Origin of the sequence: Commensalibacter oyaizuii (genome assembly GCF_029953265.1) — a bacterium.
GTDB classification, from domain to species: Bacteria; Pseudomonadota; Alphaproteobacteria; order Acetobacterales; family Acetobacteraceae; genus Commensalibacter; species Commensalibacter oyaizuii.
This window is the reverse complement of the sequence record NZ_JASBAO010000001.1, coordinates 1580373-1599362: the sequence shown is the minus strand read 5'-3', so window position 1 is coordinate 1599362 and position 18990 is coordinate 1580373. Positions and strand designations below refer to the sequence as shown.

Below are 18990 nucleotides of genomic sequence, written 5' to 3'. Positions count from 1 at the left end.
GAGAATGGTTATAAAACGCAACAAGGTTTTCATAAAATCCTTGCAAGGAGCGGTTGTATCCTTGATGTTAATATCGGTTGCTGCATGTAACATGAGCCCTGAATATAAGCGTCCTGATGCATCGATTGCAAGGGATTGGCCCATTGGGCCATCCTATGGACCACCGCTTACACAGGGGGCAAAATTACCACAGGCTTATAATGTGGGATGGAAAGTTTTTTTCCGTGATCCTGTGTTAAGTCAGTTGATTGCAATGTCTTTGTCAAATAACCGTAACTTGCGTGAAGCGATTGAAAATATTACAGCCAGTCACGCCAGTTACATCCGGCAAAGGGGTGAGATTTTCCCAACAATCGATGCAAATGCAGGGGCTTCTTATCAAACAAGCCCCGGTAAAACATTTGGTGTCGGTGGGGCAAGGTCAGTTCACTCTAATTCGCTTTCAACAGGGCTTGGTATTTCGAACTATGAAATTGATTTGTTTGACCATGTTCGCAGTTTGACCCGAGCTGCCAGAGAAAGTTATTTAGCACAACAAGAAAACACTATTTCTGTGCAAATATCTTTAATCAGTGAAGTTGCAAATACGTATATGGCGTGGCTTGCGGATATGGATAGTTTACGAACCATCCAACAAAGTATCCAAAATCGCCAAAGTAATTTAAATTTAATCAAGGGTATGCATAGATACGGTCAACAAAACGCTCAAGCTGTTGCTCAAGCTGTTGAATTACTGCAAGAGGCTAAAAGTCAAGAGCAAGTTTATTTAAATACTGTTGCAAATGATATGAATAGCTTGACCTTGTTGGTGGGGCAACCAATCCCAGCTTCTGTGTTACAGTCCGTTGGGCCTAACCCTTCTTTGGATCAATTTGTATCGATGCCAGAAGTTGCATCTGGTCTGCCTTCAGATCTGTTGGAACGTCGTCCTGATATTCGCCAAGCGGAACATTTGTTAAAAGAAGCAAATGCAAATATTGGATATGCACGTGCTGCATTTTTCCCTTCTATTCAGTTAACAACAAGTGGAGGGACTGCAGGTAGTACTTTTGCACAGATGTTTGGGCCTTATTCTGCTGCATGGTCTGTAATGCCCAAAATAACGGTGCCGCTCTTGGATGAAGGTCAGAACTTGGCTCAGTTAAGAACGGCGAAGGCAAAGGCTCGCGCTGCTGCTGCTCATTATCAATATGTTGTTCAGACCGCTTTTAAAGAGGTTGCCGACTCATTATCTGCCAGAGCCACTTTAAAGGAAAAATGGGGGGCTGATATTGAAAATGTCAAAGCCAGTCAGAAAGATTACCAACTTTCATTTGCGCGTTTTAAAAATGGGATTGATAGTTACTTGAGTACTTTGGTTGCACAAAGAACGTTATTGACGGCAAAGGTCTCAGCCATCCAATCTCGTTTGCAGTATATGCAAAGTCTTTCTACATTATACAAAACGTTGGGTGGTGGTTGGAGTGCTGATACAGATTATCAGTCTTCTGCAATCAATACTGCAAGCACGACATCTTCGATCGTAAAAAAATAAACTTATATTTTTGATTATAAAGGGGCATACCTTGTATTGAGGTATGCCCTTTTTTTGTAGTTGTAAATTCTTGCTTCAAGATATTGAGATACTGTTTGTAAGTTTAGTTTTACTGATTATTTAGTGATGGTAGGTTTAGGTTGTGCATATTTCACATTTATTGCACGGCTTTAGGTTAACAATATTATTTTAAATAATTATTTCAATCACAAGTGCTACAGAGCGATATTTGGCTGCATAGATTCATTATAAAAATTATTATAGCAGTCATATGCTACTTTATTCATATGCATTAAGGCGTGGAGAGGTTTACCCACGATTTTAATGTAGTTGATATCCTTAGTATCGTAATATTCATAATAACTTTAATACTTGTATATTTATAATAAAAATAAGTAAAAATTTAAATTTAAAAATAAATAATCTTATATGATATAATATATATCATAAATATTATTTACATTTACTATGTATATACTATTTTTTTATAAATTTTTTTATATTTTATTTAATTTTAAGGTTTTTTATGAAGAATATTTGTACAGACCCAAGTATTACAGGGCCAAATTTGAAATTTAATTTAGGCGATCATGATGGACAATTAATTCAGCATCCCAATTTGCCCAATATGGAAGGTGGAAAAGATCAAGATTGGTGGTTTTTACAGTGGCACACCCCAACCTCTGATGTTTTCGATCCTTCCCAACCGATTATGAATAACCCTGCTGATTATGATGCTCTTTTGGGAGATGCTTTATATTCATGGCATACTGGAAATTCAGAAGAATCGAGTGGGTTAGTCGTTTATGGACCAGAAAAAGATTATACATATAGATTATCCGTAAATGGTGGAAATATTCGAGACGTATTTCTTTCGTATTATGTGAAAGGACGATCTTTTACGTTCGATCATTTAATTAAATTATCTGTTTATCAACGGATACGTACGGTTAGTGTTGGTCAAGGATTTGGTGCGGCATATACAGGTAATTGTTTTACAGTCGTTTTTAATGATCCTGAATCCCCTTACTATAATACTGACCTTCCTGTTTTTGGAATGTTTTTGCAGGTTATGTTATCAGATAGTCGCGGTGAACCTTCGGGATACACAAATATTTCGAAAGGGAATTACTCTGGGGCAATATTTAATGCAAATTCCTATCATAATGGTCGTGATGGCATTAATGATGCTGCTCGCCAGTATATCCTTTTTAAAGAAGATAAAGGGGAATTGCATCATGTAGAAATTAATTTAAATCAAGCTTTGTTGCAAATGGCTAAATATATGGCTGACAAAGATCCTGATAATGCTGCAATTTTTTTGGATATGAAAAATTGGTCATTAGGTAGTTATTATACAGGTCCAGAATCTGATTCTGTGGGGAATGCAATGTCTGTTGATACTGCTCATCCTATCTTGACATACGATGAAAGTCAGATTTTTTCTGCATCATCGCCTGAGGGGCAAATACAGATTATTGATAATGGTGATTATGGATATTATACGAATGCATTTAAAACTGTAACGTTACCATCAATCAAGAACAAAATTATTTATATTCCTAATAATTTGCCCAATCATCGAAAATATGAGGTCACCAGTAATGGGAATGATACGATTGATACAACGAATCTTAATTCTGATTATGAAGTGGTGATAAACGCAAATAATAAATCTTATAGTACAGTTATCACAGGGGATTGTAAAAACACGATTTATCTAAACGGGGATTATACATATATCCGCAATATTAGCGGTCAAAATGATATTTATTGTCAAGGACAACAATATTATAATTCTATGACGTTTTTTGATGGTTCTGTTAATATATATAGTCATGCTGGTCGCTTTAATGTTCTTGACAGCGGAAAAAAAACTTCGAAGCTGGTATTAAATGCTGGGAAGGGGTTTATTTCCTATTCTGTAAATGATGGTCAAGGTTCAGTATTGGTTAAAGGTGCCACCACTGATGAGACTGCTGGTGGGTCGCAACATATTTATGGAGGATATGCATTTCAGGAACGAACTATTCGTGTTGTTGGTGGTTTAACAAATCAAACAATTCAGACCGGCGTTGAGAATTTTGAGGTAATAAGTAGTCTAGAAGGGAAGGCCAAAGATTATACAACTTCAATTATAGTGACAGGTGGGCGTTTAGAATATTCATCAGGTAATTGCGATGCAACATTTGATAACCAAGATGGATATTTGAACATTCAGTTAAACCATATAAATAACTACCAGATTTCAACGAATATGCAGGGTAATGCTATTACAGAAATCAATTCAAAAAATCTCTTAATTGCTACTTTATATAATGTTAATCAAAGTGACCTGTTAGTGTCTTACAAAGATAACAATGCGTATATTGCAAACAAAAAAAGCAAAGCACAATGTATAATTTTAAATAGAAAAAATGTTTCGTTGGCACAAATAGAACCTAATAAGGTTAATATTGTATTTTAATGAATTAGAGTAATCTTGAACGTAATCTAATTTTAAGATTAAAAGTTTTCACGTAAATATACGTGAAAACTTTACTGTGCAAATTAGTCGTCAGTTAATAGGGCTTGCTTCAAAGCGAAATTCCACCCTTTTATTTTTTTTGTTCTTTCGTCTTCTTTCATATTGGATCGGAAGGTGGATCCTTGTGCCCAGTGTTGGGAGACATCGGAAAGATCGTTCCAAATGCCACTGGCCATTCCCGCTAAATAGGCTGCTCCCATGGCGGTGGTTTCGATATATGATGGTCTTTCAACCGTAATATTCATAATATCAGCTAGGAATTGGCAGAACCAATCATTGGCTGACATGCCTCCATCGACACGAATGGTCATGATGTCGCTGTTGCTGTCTTTTTTCATTGCTTTGCCTAAATCATAAGTTTGATAAGCAATGGATTCCAGGGCTGCTCTGGCAACATGGGCTGCGGTTGCATTAAAGGTTAACCCTGTGATTAGTGCTTTGGCATTGGGGGCCCAATGGGGGGCACCTAACCCCACGAAAGCAGGAACCATATAGACTTCGTGGTTATTTTCAACTTGTGTTGCCATGTCATTGGTTTGTGAAGCGTGGGTAATTAACCCAATACCATCACGCAGCCACTTGATTGCAGCACCTGCAACAAAAATAGAACCTTCTAATGCGTAGGTTGGTTTACCATTTAATCGATAGGCTGTTGTGGTTAGCATACGATTTTGAGAGATCACCATTTGATCCCCTGTATTTAACAACATAAAGCACCCTGTACCATAGGTTGCTTTGGTCATACCTTGTTCAAAACAGGCCTGACCAATTAAAGCTGCTTGTTGATCGCCAGCCATGCCCATAATGGGAATAGCGTGTCCAAACAATTCAGAATTTGTTGTTCCAAATAATGTACTATTATCTTTAACTTCTGGTAGTAGAGATTCAGGGATATTAAAGATTTTCAAAAGCTCGGGATCCCAAGATTGTGTTTTGATATTAAATAACAACGTACGGCTGGCATTGGTGGCGTCCGTTGCGTGCACTTTGCCGCCTGTTAAACGCCATAATAAAAAACTGTCGATAGTACCAAAGGCCAATTCTCCACGTTCTGCACGTGCACGTGCATTTGCAACATTATCCAATAGCCATGCCAGCTTTGTTGCCGAAAAATAAGGGTCTAGCAATAATCCTGTTTTTTCATGAATGGTTTGTTCTATCCCCGTGGCTTTTAATTTTTGGCAATATTCACTGGTACGCCGATCTTGCCAGACAATGGCATTGTATAGAGGTTTCCCAGTGGCTTTGTCCCATAAGACAACGGTTTCACGTTGGTTGGTGATGCCAATGGCTGCAATTTCAGAAATTTTGTTATCTAATTTGGCTTCGCTAATCGCTGTTTTGATGGTGAAAATGGCATCATTCCAGATGTCTTCTGGATTATGCTCTACCCATCCCAGTTTAGGGTAATGTTGAGGGAATTCACGTCTGCTGACGGATAAAGCCTGGCCAGTAGGGGTGAAGATAATACTGCGTGTTGATGTTGTTCCTTGATCCAATGCGATAATATATTGAGCTTTGCGCATATTGTTTGTCCATCCACTGTGAATTATAAGAGTTCTTAAATTGGGCGAGGTAAGAAAGGTCTGATTAATAATTGGTATGCGCCACCCCCAACAATGCCGCCAATTAACGGGCCACAGATGGGTGCCCACCAATAATTTGGTAATCCAGGAAATGCTGCTGGCCCCCATCCCATTAAATAGATAAAAATTCTGGGCCCTAAATCCCGAGCAGGATTAATTGCCCACCCTTCCAGATATCCTGCTGATGCACCAATGGCTGCAACAACTAGACCAATCATAAAGGCACCACTATTTGCCTGAGGTGCCACGGTATTATAACTTTCTGTAATGGCAAAAATACAAAAGACCAAAAAGGCAGTAAGTAAAATCTCATTAAAAAAAGCATGGATCGGCGTTATAGAAAGCCCAGGAGAGGTTACAAATACACCTGCCCCCCCACCTAAAACACGGGTGATATGGTGAACTTCATTATAATGATCAATGACAGAGTAGTATAAACAATAAACCAAAACAGCCCCGCAGATGCCACCCAGTATTTGCGCCAAACAATAAGCGGGTACTTTTTTCCATGCAAATCCACGATACAAGGCCAGTGCTAATGTAACCGCAGGATTAGCATGGGTTCCACTGATGCTGCCTGTTGCATATATTGCAAATGTCACAGATAATCCCCATGCAATAGCTACCCCCCAATACGCATTTTGATAAGGGCTGGGATCATACATCAGCAACATTGCTGCAGCAGAGCAGCCAATGAAAATAATAATAGCTACTGCAATGGCCTCTGATATCAGTTCACCAATAAATTGTTTTGTAGTGGGCATAATAATTAGCTTTCTGAATATTAAGAAAGAGCTTACTGATTTTTGTCTTGAAGATAGCGTTCAAGGGTGCTTTGCTCTTCTTTTGAAAAATACAATCCTAGTTTTGTTCTTCTCCATAAAATATCTTCAGCAGTTATAGCCCATTCATGCTCGACCAGATAATCAACTTCGCGTTGGGTTAATCCATGTCCAAAATCAATGCCTAATTCTTCTTTGCTGGTTGCTTTATTCAATAAGACAAATGCATCCGTTCCATATCCATGGGCAATGCGTTTTGCAGTAGCCTCATCAAGGAAAGGGACAGTCTTACGAAAGTTATTGTAAAAGAGGTTGAAATCACCATTGGTTATATTTCCCCCAGGCAAAGGTTCAGAGTCTGTCCATGCTTTGCGGCTGTATTTAAAATATGGGGATAATTGTTCCATACTATGTTCTGCTAGACGACGATACGTGGTAATTTTCCCACCGAAAATTGATAATAATGGGGCAAGCCCTGCGTCATGATTTAAATCCAAATGATAATCTCTGGTTACCGCAGAAGCATTGCTGGAGGCATCGTCATAAAGTGGGCGCACGCCTGAATAATCCCAAATAACATCTTCAGGGGTAATTGAGGTTTTAAAATAGTTGTTAATGGAGTTGCATAAATAGCTGGTTTCATTGCCATCAATGCTGGGTAGAGCATTAGGTGATTTGTCCCAAGGAATATCGGTCGTACCAATTAAAGTAAATTCATCATGATAAGGAATGGCGAAAACAATTCGTTTATCTTCATTTTGCAGGATGTATGCTTGTGGGCCCTCGAACAGTTTTTTTACAACGATATGACTGCCTTTGACCAAGCGAACATTCATTTTGCTGTGAACGTGTAATCTTTCCTTTAATATATCTGCAACCCAAGGACCAGCAGCATTGACAATGGCTTTTGCTTTAATGGTCGAGGTCGTTTGCATTCTATTGTCTTGCAAGGTTGCCGTCCAAAAGCCTCCTTCGCGTTTTGTGGTTAATAAGGTTGTTTGTGTACGGATTTCTGCACCTAGATGATGGGCACCTTTGGCATTTAAAATGGTTAAACGACTATCATCAACAGCGCAGTCAGAATAGGTAAAGCCCTTTTTAATATCGTTACGTAAGGCTTTGCCGTAGGGGGATTGTTGCAAGGCAATCAGTTTTGAGTTGGGCAGCTTTGGATGGCATGCAAGATGGTCATACATAAATAATCCCATACGGATCATCCAAGCAGGGCGTACTGCATTGCGATGAGGCAGCACAAAAACCAAGGGATGAATAATATGAGGGGCCAATCCTAGTAATCGTTCACGTTCCTGTAGGGCTTCTCTAACCAGTCTAAATTCATAATATTCGAGATAGCGTAATCCGCCATGGATCAATTTCGTACTGGCAGAGGATGTATGCTGTGCAAGATCGTCTTTTTCAACTAATAATACTTTCAATCCACGCCCTGCTGCGTCACGGGCAATTCCAGTACCATTGACCCCTCCACCAATAATCAAAAGATCATAAGTTGTTTGGTCTGTCATAAGTATCTCCTGTTTTTTCTTACTCTTTTATTTGTTTTGTTCATCTTTAATTTCAAATAAATTCACGAGAATTTGTATCATGTTTTTAAGAATAGATTATTAATATCATTATTTTAACGGGGTTGGATACAGACTGGGTATTGTTAATATGATGGCGAAATGGGTTGTTAACGTTAGAAGATATTATGGGAAAGAATGATGTTATTAAAGGATAAAGTTGTTATCATTACTGGGGCTTCGCGGGGGATCGGTCGTGCGGTTGCGCTCGAGTGTGCTCGACAAGGGGCAAAGCTTGTCATTGGTCACAGCGGTCGTGCATCGGGTTTGGCTGCTGCAAAAAATGTAGTATCCGAGATTCAAGATTTAGATAAGCAAGCAATCGAGGTTGGTGGTGATGCGGCGGATTTAGATACTGGTGATCGGTTGATTGATGCGGCGGTTTCAACCTTTGGTAAGGTGGATGTGTTTGTTAATAATGCGGGGATTTGTCCGTTCCATTCTTTTTTAGACATGCCCAAAGAAGTGTACATGCAAACAGTGAACACCAATTTAAATGGGGCTTATTTCGCAGTCCAAGCAGCTGCTAATCAAATGAAAAAACAAGGGAAAGGTGGGTCAATCATTGCGATCAGTTCTATCAGTGCATTAGTCGGTGGGGCAATGCAAACGCACTATACCCCAACCAAGGCAGGTTTATTATCGTTAATGCAATCTTGTGCTGTGGCGCTGGGGCCATATAACATTCGGTGTAATGCCGTTTTACCAGGAACCATTGCCACAGATATTAATAAGGAAGATTTATCCGACCCTGATAAATTAGCCTATATGCGCAGTCGTACCTGCTTGGGGCGGTTGGGGGAACCCGATGATTTGGCGGGGCCTGTCGTATTTTTGGCATCGGATATGGCTCGATATGTAACAGGGGCTTCATTATTAGTAGACGGCGGGTTATTTGTAAATTTACAATAAGAACTAGGGATATAATTGTTTTTGATCACAAGGTATTGACGTGTTAAGGCATAAAATTACCTTGTGTTTTTTTATAAATTGCATATAGAATTTTATTTCTAAATAGATGTATTTTTTTAATAAAATGAAAAATATTTTCTAAATTATAAATGATAATTGGTCAGGAGTAAAATTATATGCCCAGCAACGTCATAGGCCACTTGATTAATGGTGAACAGATACAAGATACAGCACATACCCAAGATGTGTACAATCCATCAACAGGGGCTGTCAGTAAAAAAGTAGCGTTAGCTGCAAAAGAAACAGTAGAAAAGGCTATTGCTGCGGCACAAGATGCATTTCCTGAGTGGAGAGATACATCCCCTTTAAAACGGGCACGGATTATGTTTCGTTTTAAAGAATTATTAGAAAAAAATGCTGATAAGATTGCTCATTTAATTGGCGAAGAACATGGTAAAATTATACATGATGCCAGAGGAGAGTTACAACGAGGAATCGAGGTCGTTGAATATGCTTGTGGGGCACCTGAATTATTAAAGGGCGAGTTCACCAAAAATGTAGGCACCAATATTGATGCATGGAGTGATTTTCAACCTTTGGGGGTTGTTGCTGGGATTACACCTTTTAATTTTCCAACCATGGTGCCGCTATGGATGTTTCCACTGGCGATCGTATGTGGAAATACGTTCGTTTTGAAACCTTCCGAACGTGACCCAAGTTCAACATTTTACATTGCAGAATTATTATACGAAGCAGGATTACCCAAAGGGGTTTTAAATGTTGTGAATGGTGGTAAGGAAGCAGTTGATACGTTATTAGAGGATAAACGGGTGCAAGCGATCAGCTTTGTCGGGTCGACCCCAATCGCTGAGTATATTTACAAAACGGCTGCGGCCAATGGGAAAAGATGCCAAGCCTTGGGCGGGGCAAAAAACCATGCCATCGTGATGCCTGATGCAGATCTGGATAATGTTGTTAGTTCTTTATTGGGGGCTGCGTTTGGATCATCTGGCGAACGTTGTATGGCATTATCCGTTGCAGTGACTATTGGTGATGAAATGGGGGACAAACTTGTCCAAGAGTTAAGCAAAGCCATGAAAACCTTAAAATTAGGGGCTTATTCAGAGGCTAGTAATGATTTTGGTCCAGTAATCACCAAGCAACATCAAGAAAAAATTATCGGTCACATTACCAGTGCTGAACAACAAGGGGCCAAGATCATTGTTGATGGTCGTCATATAAAAGTTAGTGGATATGAAAACGGTTTTTTTGTGGGGGCCACACTGATTGATCATGTTAATGCACAAATGGATAGCTACAAGGCAGAGATTTTTGGCCCAGTACTACAAGTTATTCGCGTTGAAACGATGGAACAAGCCATGAAGTTGATCAACGAGCACGAGTATGGAAATGGTACCTGTATTTACACCCGAGATGGCGAGGCTGCTCGTTATTTTTGTGATCATATTCAGGTGGGTATGGTTGGTGTCAATATTCCCTTGCCTGTGCCTGTGGCATATCACAGTTTTGGGGGATGGAAACGCTCTTTATTCGGAGATTTACATATTTATGGTCCTGATGGGGTACGTTTTTATACAAGACGTAAAACTGTTACTCAACGTTGGCCTTCTTCTGGTGTGCGTGAGGGCAGTCAATTTTCAATGCCAACGATGAATTAGGTATTTTAAAAACCTTACATTATGTATGTGTAAGGTTTTTCATTTATTGATTGTTTTGACTAGGTTTAATCGTTGGAGCGGTTTTGAAAGGGATATAAAGTAATAGGTAATTAGGCTCTCTTAAATTTTTTCCATGATTAAATCCTGGTAATCTTTCCCATTGGCCTGCGACGACATAAATCCCTTGGTTATTTGTTGCAATACCATCTGGCCAGTCAAGGCGCGGGTCACGGGCAACGAGGTCAAAATGGCCATCTGGCCAACGACGCCATATACTATTATGTTCTCCATTGGTGGTATAAATGCGATCTTGTTGATCACTGGCTAAACCATCTGCGAATCCTTTTTCTCCTAGATCTTGAACATTTTTTTTCAAATTATCTTCCGTCACTTTAAAGTCGGATAAGATGGCGGTGGGGATTGCATATAAACGACGACTGGTTAGCGGTGCAAAGTACAGGGTTTTTGAATCTTGGCTTAGGGTAATTCCATCGGCACCACCCACAGGGAAAGTTGGATTTTTGGGGTCATATAAACGTGGTTTCCCTGCCAAATATGCAACAAATCCTTTTTCTGGTTGAGTGGATTTATGATTGGTTAGGACTCTGCGTTGTTGACCAGTTGCAATATCCACAATTACCAGAGCAGGTGAGGTTCCAAAGGAAGAGTCTGTGATATAGGCAGTACCTTGTTTGCCATGGCTTAAATCAACACGCAGATCATTAAGATGGCTATCTTGTAACAATGCAGGGGCATGAATAGGGATGGAAGCAATAATTTTTCGAGTATTAATATCAAACCCTACTACTTTGGCTGCACCGTCAGGGATGCCGTGAATACCAGCACGTTTTCCGTCATCGATAACCCACAGATTGTTTTTTTTATCCAAAGTAATACCGTGTACAGAAATTAACCGATCTTTAAGTGGAAGATCAGAAGGCATACTTGTCTCTTTATTAGGAAAAGGAACACGTTTTCCATCAACAATTTCAGCAAGGGTAGAATCCGTATGATTTTGAGCATGACGGGGGAAGCTAATAAATAATCTACCAGAATTAGTCACCGCAACGCCTGATGGGCCAGGATCTGTAAATTGGTCAATGACCATTATATTTCCGTAAGGTACAGAGGATGGATCACCCGTATCCCCCAAAGGGGCTGCTTGACCGGTGATTGGTCCTTGGGAAAAGATAAGCAGTGCAGCAGCAATAATTTTTTTCATTATACTTTTCTTATCTTGATAAAATGATTGAGTTAATCAAAAAATAAAACAAGTTATAAGATGGTATATCGAATCTTGTCTTTTGACGATTGGATTTTTAAAAAAGCTGCCCTTCATAAAAATGAAGGGTATAAAGGGCTATAAACTATTCCAACCATCTTGACGTAAGACACTGCCTGCTAGATATAGACTGCCACAAATTAAAATGCGTACAGGATTATCAGTTTGACTTTTGATGATTGATAGGGCTTGTTTAACCGTCCCCCCAGCAGTGGCTGTATATTGAGATGCCTTAATAATTTCTGGGATGGGCATAGCCAAATGTTGATCAGGTTCTACAACCGCCTGAATAGAAGTACATAACGGTAAAAGAGGGGACAGATAATCCTGAACGTTTTTACTATCTTTCATTCCAACAATGATATGTAGAGGCCTATCTTGCCATTGAGTTTTGATCATATCCGCCAGGATTTTCCCCGCATCTGGGTTATGTCCCCCATCAAGCCATAATTCGCTATTTATTGGAATATACTGGGTTAACTGGCCGTGTAATTGTTGCAATCGAGCAGGCCATTGAGCATTGGCAATTCCTTGCCAAGCACGATCTGGAATCGCAAGTTTACTGGTTCTTAATGCTGCTGTGGCAAGCCCTGCATTGCGACATTGATGCGCCCCCAGTAAACTAGGCATAGGTAATTTTAGGCTTCCTTGCTCATCAGTATAGGTTAACTGGTTATAAGAAGGGGTAATATCCCATTCTTGCCCTTTAATGCGACAAGGGGCAGATAAAGATTGTGCAATATCTCGTAAAACATGCAATGCTTGGGGGTCTTGTTGATCACAGACAACAGGCACATTTGCTTTAATAATGCCTGCCTTTTCCATCGCAATTTTATCAATACTGTTACCTAAAAATGCTTCATGATCCATAGAAATGGAAGTAATAACACTTACCAAAGGGGTAATGACGTTGGTTGCATCAAAACGTCCCCCAAGCCCAACTTCAATGATTGCTAAATCAGCAGGGTATTTTGCAAATAATACAAAGGCTGCGGCTGTTAATACTTCGAAAACTGTAATGGGTTGATTGTTGTTAATGCGTTCAATGTCGATTAAGGTTTCTGACAACTCTGCTTCGCTGACCAGTTGCCCTGCAATTCGAAAGCGTTCCGTAACGTCAACAAGATGAGGTGAGGTGGAGACGTGAATTTTCCACCCTGCTGCTTCTCCTATTGCTCGTAAAAAAGCACAAGTGCTGCCTTTTCCATTGGTTCCCGCTACGTGAATAATAGGAGGAAGGTTGCGTTCAGGATTTCCTAAATCTGTTAAAAGCCGTTTTAAACGATTTAAAGATAAATCAATTAAAGCAGGATATAATCGATTAAGACGTTCTAGAATTTGCCCAGATCGACCTGAAAATTCCGTTAAAATAGGAGAAGATACAGAAGACATAAAGAATTATGCTACTTTTTCAGAAGGTTGCGTTTTATGACAGAGTAAGCGTAAGATTTTGGATAAAGTCGGACGCAATTCTGAACGTTTTGCGACGATATCAATCATTCCATGTTCTACTAGATATTCAGAGCGCTGAAACCCTTCGGGCAGTTTTTCATGCACTGTATTTTCAATAACGCGTGGGCCAGCAAAGCCAATTAACGCATTGGGTTCAGCAATATGAACATCACCAAGCATAGCAAATGAAGCGGTTACCCCCCCAGTGGTTGGGTTTGTAAAAACCACGATATATGGAATTTGTGCCTCTTTTAACATTTCTACAGCAATAACAGTTCTGGGCATTTGCATGAGGCTTAACATCCCCTCTTGCATTCTGGCCCCACCAGAGGCAGTAAAGACAATTAATGGTGATTTGTGCAATAATGCCAATCGTGCCGCAGCAATAAAGCCTTCGCCAAAAGCTGCACCCATGGTACCAGCCATGAATTCAAAAGCCATAATGGCAACAACAGCTTTTTGTCCTTCGATAGTGCCGTGTGCGACAGCAATAGATTCGTCAAGCTGTGATTTACTTTTGTTTTCTTTTAATCGATCCGTATATTTTTTCTTATCTTTAAATTGTAATGGATCGACCGCGGCTTTGGGTAAATCAAGACGAGTGTAAGAATCTTTATCGAATGTCCATTCAAAGCGTTGTGCAACTGAGGCACGCATATGATGATCGCAGTGTGGACAGATATTCAGATTTTTTTCTAAATCTTTGATTAACAGCATTTGACCGCAGTCTTCACAGTTTTTCCAAAGATTATCAGGCACGTCTTTTTTTAAAAAACCCTGGATCTTAGGACGAACATATTCGGTAAGCCAACTCATTTACATAAACCTCTTCTTTTTGGTTTTGTTATTAATATGGAATAAATTATTGTTTAACCACGCTGTGGGTGCCCTGGGCAAGCAATTTTGTATGATTAATGACTTTGGATACAGTATCTTGGGTAGGACGATTATTTTCATCCAGTGTAGATGCCAGTGTTTTTAATAACGCTGAGGCAACTACGGCTCCATCTGCAATTTTTACTGCATTGGCTGTTTGTTCTGGCGTTGATAATCCAAATCCAATAGCAATAGGCAGATTTGATACAGCGCGTAAATGAGGAATAGCTTTTTTCAAGTCGTCATAAGTTGCGGTTTTAGTCCCAGTAACGCCTGCAATGCTGACATAATAGATAAATCCAGAAGCATCTTTCAAAATCATTTTCAATCGTTCAGGAGAGGTTGTAGGTGCAACTAAATGAATAATATCGATGTGGTTTTGTTTGGCATAAGTTTGGATATTATCCATTTCTTCTGGCGGCATATCAACGATAATTAATCCATCAACGCCTGCTTGGGCGGCATCTTGACAAAAACGTTCGTAGCCATAATGTTCGATAGGATTTACATATCCCATCAGAATAATAGGGGTATGTTGATTCTCTGTACGAAAATCAGAGACCATTTGCAGCGTTTTCTTCATGGTTGCCCCTGCCTTTAGGGCGCGGTTGGCAGCCATTTGTACTGTTGGTCCATCTGCCATTGGGTCACTAAATGGCATGCCAATTTCAATCAAATCAGCACCTACCGTCGGCATGGCTTTTAGGATAGCCAAAGCCGTTGCATAATCAGGATCCCCAGCTTCGACGTAAGGAATAAAGGCACCACGCTGTTGTTGTTTTAATGTGGCGAAACATTGGGCAATACGACTCACAATTCTACCTCTAAATATTTAGCTATACTATTGATATCTTTATCTCCTCGTCCAGAGAGGTTGATGATGATAATATCTTCTGGTTTCATGGTGGGGGCCACTTTCAAAGCATGGGCAATGGCATGTGAACTTTCCAAAGCTGGGATAATACCCTCCTTGGTGGTGCAGGTTTGAAATGCTTTGACCGCTTCATCGTCGTTGATGGCAACGTATTCGACACGTTTAATATCGTGCAGCCATGAATGTTCTGGTCCGACCCCTGGATAATCTAATCCAGCACTGATGCTATATGGTTCAATGATTTGGCCGTCTTCATCTTGTAATAGATAGGTTCGATTACCATGCAATACACCAGAAGAACCTCGTTCGATTGATGCTGCTGTTTCGCCGCTATCTAGACCCATGCCACCAGCCTCAACCCCAATCAATTGTACTGACGAATCGTCAAGAAATGGATGGAATATTCCCATTGCGTTTGATCCACCACCAATAGCAGCAATAATGGTGTTGGGTAATCTACCTTCTGCTTCCATGATTTGTTCTTTGGTTTCATTGCCAATCACGCATTGAAAATCACGCACCATTTGTGGGTATGGATGAGGCCCAGCAACCGTTCCCATCAAGTAATAACTGTTATGGATATTGGTAACCCAATCACGCATCCCCTCGTTAATAGCATCTTTTAGGGTACCGTTGCCTGCTGTTACGGAAACTATTTTTGCACCCAGCAATTGCATACGAAATACATTGGGTTTTTGACGTTCAATATCAACCGCCCCCATGTAAATAACGCATTCCATACCAAATAATGCGCAAACCGTAGCCGTGGCAACCCCGTGTTGACCCGCGCCTGTTTCAGCAATAATGCGTGTTTTACCCATGCGACGTGCCAATAGAATCTGTCCCATAACATTATTAATTTTATGGGCCCCTGTATGGTTTAGGTCTTCGCGTTTTAAATAAATGCGCGCACCATTGCCAATGTTGGTTAATCCTTTGGCCAGCCAAAGTGGGCTTGGTCTACCGACATAGTGTTTAAGATAACTGTTTAATTCTTGATGAAATTTAGGGTCATTTTGAATTTCTTTATATGCGTTTTGTAGCTCAAGAATCAAAGGAATCAGTGTTTCTGAAACAAAAATGCCACCAAATGTGCCAAAACGACCGCGTTCATCTGGTCCTTGACGCAGGCTGTTTAAAGGCAGCTCAGATTTAGGCCTCACGTTTTTCTCCCCAAAGGTAACCGAGTTAAAGGAATCATTAATTATATTTTGTAAAAAGTTGAATTATATCATAATAAATATATTATCAGTAAATTATATCACTATAAAATAGCTGAAAAATAATTACAGTTAGTTTTTATTATTACTATGCTTGACTTAATCTATTTTTTATGATAAAAATTTTGTCAATTTTGGTTTTCTCCAAATTCCTTTCGTATGGAATATGTTTTTTTATTTTGAAGTTTTAATGGCAGAATAAAAATAGATGTTCATTCAATCTACACATGGTGTTTGAATCATATTTCCTTTTCATTCATGATTTTTTCTATAATTAGAGCCATTTAATGCAACTTGCCGAACTTAAGGCTCAATCTCCAGCAGAACTTCTTGCCTATGCAGAAAGTTTGCAGATTGAGAATGCATCCTCACTGCGTAAACAGGATATGATGTTTGCCATCCTAAAAAAGCTTGCTGAAAATAATCAAGCAATTTACGGAGAAGGCACATTAGAAGTTCTCCCTGATGGTTTTGGATATCTACGATCTTCTGAATCGAATTATTTACCAGGCCCTGATGACATTTATGTTTCTCCTGCTCAAATACGTCGACTGGGATTGCGAACAGGGGATACTGTTTCTGGTGAAATTCGCGCACCTAAAGAGGGAGAGCGGTATTTTTCTTTATTAAAAGTCGACACAATCAATTTTGAAGATCCAGACGCAATAAGACATCGTATCAATTTTGATGATCTAACGCCATTATTTCCAAATGACCGTTTGCAAATGGAAATACCATCATTGATGGACAGTAAAAATCCTAATAAAGATTTTACACATCGCGTCATTGATTTAGTTACCCCTATCGGTAAAGGGCAAAGGGCATTGATTGTTGCCCCACCAAGAACAGGTAAAACCGTTATGTTGCAAAACATTGCAACAGCCATTTCAACCAACCATCCCGAAGTTATTTTAATTGTATTGTTAATTGATGAGCGTCCAGAAGAAGTAACAGATATGATTCGTTCTGTTAAAGGGGAAGTCGTTTCATCGACTTTTGACGAGCCAGCCCATCGTCATGTTCAAGTTACCGAAATGGTTTTGGAAAAAGCAAAACGGTTGGTTGAACATAAACGTGATGTGGTAATTTTACTTGATTCAATTACCCGTTTGGCGCGGGCTTATAATACTGTTGTTCCTTCATCTGGTAAGGTATTGACAGGTGGTGTGGATGCAAATGCATTGCAACGTCCTAAACGCTTTTTTGGTGCAGCCCGTAATATCGAAGAGGGTGGTTCTTTAACAATTATTGCAACCGCTTTGATCGATACAGGTAGCCGTATGGACGAGGTTATTTTCGAAGAGTTTAAGGGAACAGGTAACGCTGAATTAGTTCTGGATCGTAAGTTAGCTGATAAACGTACTTTCCCAGCTATTGATATTACACGTAGTGGCACGCGTAAAGAAGAAATGCTGGTGGATCGTGCTGTTTTATCTAAGATTTGGGTGTTGCGTCGTATTTTGGCCCCTATGGGGACAATGGATGCAATGGACTTCTTATTAGATAAGTTGAAATATAGCAAAAATAACCAAGATTTTTTTGATGCTATGAATACATAATAATCAACATCATCAATGTATTATACAGCCAGCCAGTATCTGTTATCAGTACTGGCTTTTTTTGCGCGTTAAAGTTTTATTTTTTAAATAATTGTTCTAGATTTAATAAATGTTGTTTGGTTTCAATACCATCACCGCCAGAATATCCCCCTAAACCCTTTAAACCTACAACACGATGACAGGGAATGATAATAGGTAAAGGGTTTGCACCATTCGCACCACCAACTGAACGTGGACTTCCCCCAGCGATTTGTGCAATTTCTTGATAAGTACGTGTTTCCCCATATGGAATTGTTTGTAAAGTTTTCCATATTTTAAGTTGGTAGGGGGTGCCGTAGGGACGAAGAGGCAAGTCAAAGTTTTTTAATTCACCATCAAAATACGCATTTAACTGTTGTTTAGCTTGTAAAAGTAAAGGGGTTTCTTCTTGAATACTCCCCCATCCCCAATCGATAGAAACGAGAAAACCATCCTCTTCAGCGATACTGATCTCACCAATAGGCGAGTGAAAAGAAATTTGTGACATTAGTATATACTTTGATTATTTAATAAAAAACTGATTATACTATTTGTTTGTCAGAAAAGAGAAGGCTGTATCTAAACATTGTTAGATACAGCCTTAATTTAAGAGGAAAATGTAATTAAATTTTTTAAATTAAGCTAGAGAGGACAGATATGCGTTATTTGCTTTTACTGCATTAACAATGCCAGAAATACCTGCTGTCATGTTGCTTGATACTAAGCTGCTGAGCGAGTGATCGAAAACAGAATCAAAAATATATCCAATCCCCAAACCCAATTGAGATGCGAAGGGTTCATAAGATACTGCTGGGGCAACGCCGTGTACGGATTTGAATGCTTGATCAGCAATTGAACCGATTGCTGAACCTAAATTGCTTAATAAAGAAGCTCCCAAAAGAGCGCCTGAAACTTGTGCAACTTCGTTGTGGGATAAATCACGAATCATAAAGAATATCTTTCATAGTTAATTGTTTCTATATCAATACTATATTTTTTTAAATAAAATCAAGGTTAGTGGTTATTTTGTGAAAATGGCTTAAATTTAATGTTCTTAGATATATTGTAAAATTTAAAAGTATGTTAAGGATAAAGATCAAGATAAATTG

At 39.4% G+C, this 18990-nt stretch carries 15 protein-coding genes; 5 read left to right on the top strand and 10 right to left on the bottom strand.

Features of this window, described 5'->3' with window-relative positions; genetic code table 11:
• The first annotated feature begins 4 nt into the window (after positions 1 to 4).
• Together QJV27_RS07160 and QJV27_RS07155 are read left to right on the top strand one after the other, a co-directional pair.
• Positions 5 to 1534, top strand: a complete 1530-nt coding sequence (locus tag QJV27_RS07160) for an efflux transporter outer membrane subunit (RefSeq protein ID WP_281448248.1) — start codon at positions 5 to 7, stop codon at positions 1532 to 1534.
• A gap of 526 nt (positions 1535 to 2060) precedes the next feature.
• Positions 2061 to 4001 (top strand): hypothetical protein, encoded by a 1941-nt coding sequence (locus QJV27_RS07155; RefSeq protein ID WP_281448247.1) that lies wholly within the window; start codon positions 2061 to 2063, stop codon positions 3999 to 4001.
• 83 nt (positions 4002 to 4084) lie between these two features.
• Here QJV27_RS07155 and glpK read toward each other — a convergent pair whose 3' ends face one another.
• From glpK to glpD, 3 genes are read right to left on the bottom strand one after another with little or no spacing between them, the layout of a single operon-like run.
• Complete coding sequence (glpK, locus tag QJV27_RS07150) at positions 4085 to 5587, bottom strand: glycerol kinase GlpK (protein ID WP_281448246.1); 1503 nt, start codon at positions 5585 to 5587, stop codon at positions 4085 to 4087.
• Positions 5588 to 5622: 35 nt separating this feature from the next.
• Entirely contained in the window at positions 5623 to 6411 is a 789-nt protein-coding gene (locus tag QJV27_RS07145) for an MIP/aquaporin family protein (RefSeq protein ID WP_281448245.1), read from the bottom strand.
• A 32-nt stretch (positions 6412 to 6443) separates the two neighbouring features.
• On the bottom strand, positions 6444 to 7952 hold the full coding sequence (glpD, locus tag QJV27_RS07140; protein WP_281448244.1) for a glycerol-3-phosphate dehydrogenase: 1509 nt from the start codon (positions 7950 to 7952) through the stop codon (positions 6444 to 6446).
• Between the two features lie 195 nt (positions 7953 to 8147).
• Here glpD and QJV27_RS07135 point away from each other — a divergent pair, with 195 nt between their 5' ends.
• Positions 8148 to 8921, top strand: a complete 774-nt coding sequence (locus QJV27_RS07135; RefSeq protein ID WP_281448243.1) for an SDR family NAD(P)-dependent oxidoreductase — start codon at positions 8148 to 8150, stop codon at positions 8919 to 8921.
• Between the two features lie 176 nt (positions 8922 to 9097).
• Positions 9098 to 10600, top strand: a complete 1503-nt coding sequence (locus QJV27_RS07130) for a CoA-acylating methylmalonate-semialdehyde dehydrogenase (protein WP_281448242.1) — start codon at positions 9098 to 9100, stop codon at positions 10598 to 10600.
• A 43-nt stretch (positions 10601 to 10643) separates the two neighbouring features.
• On the opposite strand, the gene QJV27_RS07125 is transcribed toward QJV27_RS07130, so the two are convergent.
• The 5 genes from QJV27_RS07125 to trpB form a co-directional block, all read right to left on the bottom strand.
• Positions 10644 to 11822 (bottom strand): L-dopachrome tautomerase-related protein, encoded by a 1179-nt coding sequence (locus QJV27_RS07125; protein WP_281448241.1) that lies wholly within the window; start codon positions 11820 to 11822, stop codon positions 10644 to 10646.
• Between the two features lie 138 nt (positions 11823 to 11960).
• Positions 11961 to 13274 carry a bifunctional folylpolyglutamate synthase/dihydrofolate synthase gene (locus tag QJV27_RS07120; RefSeq protein WP_281448240.1) on the bottom strand — a complete coding sequence of 438 codons (1314 nt, stop codon included), beginning with the start codon at positions 13272 to 13274 and terminating at the stop codon, positions 11961 to 11963.
• Between the two features lie 6 nt (positions 13275 to 13280).
• Entirely contained in the window at positions 13281 to 14150 is an 870-nt protein-coding gene (gene accD / locus QJV27_RS07115; protein WP_281448239.1) for an acetyl-CoA carboxylase, carboxyltransferase subunit beta, read from the bottom strand.
• Positions 14151 to 14196: 46 nt separating this feature from the next.
• On the bottom strand, positions 14197 to 15024 hold the full coding sequence (gene trpA / locus QJV27_RS07110; RefSeq protein WP_281448238.1) for a tryptophan synthase subunit alpha: 828 nt from the start codon (positions 15022 to 15024) through the stop codon (positions 14197 to 14199).
• Positions 15021 to 16247: a tryptophan synthase subunit beta gene (gene trpB, locus QJV27_RS07105; RefSeq protein WP_281448237.1), complete on the bottom strand. Its 1227-nt coding sequence runs from the start codon at positions 16245 to 16247 to the stop codon at positions 15021 to 15023. Before trpB ends, trpA begins: the two co-directional genes overlap by 4 nt.
• 344 nt (positions 16248 to 16591) lie before the next feature.
• Here trpB and rho point away from each other — a divergent pair, with 344 nt between their 5' ends.
• Positions 16592 to 17863, top strand: a complete 1272-nt coding sequence (rho, locus tag QJV27_RS07100; RefSeq protein WP_281448236.1) for a transcription termination factor Rho — start codon at positions 16592 to 16594, stop codon at positions 17861 to 17863.
• Positions 17864 to 17939: 76 nt separating this feature from the next.
• Here rho and QJV27_RS07095 read toward each other — a convergent pair whose 3' ends face one another.
• Positions 17940 to 18389: a methylated-DNA--[protein]-cysteine S-methyltransferase gene (locus tag QJV27_RS07095; protein WP_281448235.1), complete on the bottom strand. Its 450-nt coding sequence runs from the start codon at positions 18387 to 18389 to the stop codon at positions 17940 to 17942.
• Between the two features lie 129 nt (positions 18390 to 18518).
• The gene (locus QJV27_RS07090) at positions 18519 to 18830 is read right to left on the bottom strand and encodes a hypothetical protein (RefSeq protein ID WP_281448234.1); all 312 of its coding nucleotides are present in this window, start codon (positions 18828 to 18830) and stop codon (positions 18519 to 18521) included.
• Between the last annotated feature and the right edge of the window lie 160 nt (positions 18831 to 18990).